General features: G+C 70.8%; 1 pseudogene. It reads left to right on the forward strand.

The features are described 5' to 3' along the window. Nucleotides 1-164: 164 nt before the first annotated feature. Nucleotides 165-1,102: pseudogene (locus tag SSNG_RS26060) on the forward strand (bifunctional riboflavin kinase/FAD synthetase); the annotation flags it as partial.

The following is a 1,102-nucleotide window of genomic DNA, read 5'->3' on the forward strand; positions in this document are numbered from 1 at the left end:
GTACCGTGGAGACTCTTCGTAGGGCGGCGCCGGACATTACCTGAGGCGGGGAACGATTCCGGCCAGAGCCGATGCGGGGACCCGGCCGAGGGCATGGCAGTCTTAGACCTGCAATCGGCAATTCAGTACAGGGACTACACGGGTTCGGGCGAGGAGCGGTCACAGTGCAGCGCTGGCGTGGCTTGGAGGACATCCCCCAGGACTGGGGACGCAGCGTCGTCACCATCGGCTCCTACGACGGTGTGCACCGGGGACACCAGCTGATCATCGGACGGGCCGTGGCGAAGGCCCGCGAGCTGGGCGTCCCGGCGGTCGTCGTCACCTTCAGCCCGCACCCGAGCGAGGTCGTGCGGCCGGGCAGCCACCCGCCGATCCTGGCCCCGTACGACCGCCGTGCCGAGCTGATGGCCGGCCTCGGGGTCGACGCGCTGCTGATCCTGCCGTTCACGGCGGAGTTCTCGCAGCTGTCCCCGGCCGACTTCATCGTGAAGGTGCTGGTCGACAAGCTGCACGCGCGCGCCGTCATCGAGGGCCCGAACTTCCGTTTCGGCCACCGGGCCGCCGGGAACGTCGACTTCCTGCGCGAGCTGGGTTCCACCTACGACTACGAGGTCGACGTCGTGGACCTGGTCGAGCGCGGCGAGGCGGGCGGCGGCGTGCCGTTCTCCTCCACGCTGGCGCGCAAGCTGGTCGCGGAGGGGGACATGGACGGCGCCGCCGAGATCCTGGGCCGCCCGCACCGTGTCGAGGGCATCGTGGTGCGCGGTGCGCAGCGCGGGCGCGAGCTCGGCTACCCGACGGCCAACGTCGAGACGCAGCCGCACACCGCGATCCCGGCCGACGGGGTGTACGCGGGCTGGCTGACGGCCGACGGCGAGCGGATGCCGGCGGCGATCTCGGTGGGTACGAACGTGCAGTTCGACGCCACCGAGCGGACCGTGGAGGCGTACGCGATCGACCGCGTCGGCTGGACCTGTACGGCAAGCAGGTGTGCGTCGACTTCCTCGCGTACGTGCGGGGGATGGCGAAGTTCGAGTCGCTCGACGGGCTGCTGGAGGCCATCGCGACGACGTGAAGCGGGCGCGGGTCCTGACGGACGCCT

Origin of the sequence: Streptomyces sp. C (assembly GCF_000158895.1) — a bacterium.
Classification (GTDB): domain Bacteria; phylum Actinomycetota; class Actinomycetes; order Streptomycetales; family Streptomycetaceae; genus Streptomyces; species Streptomyces racemochromogenes.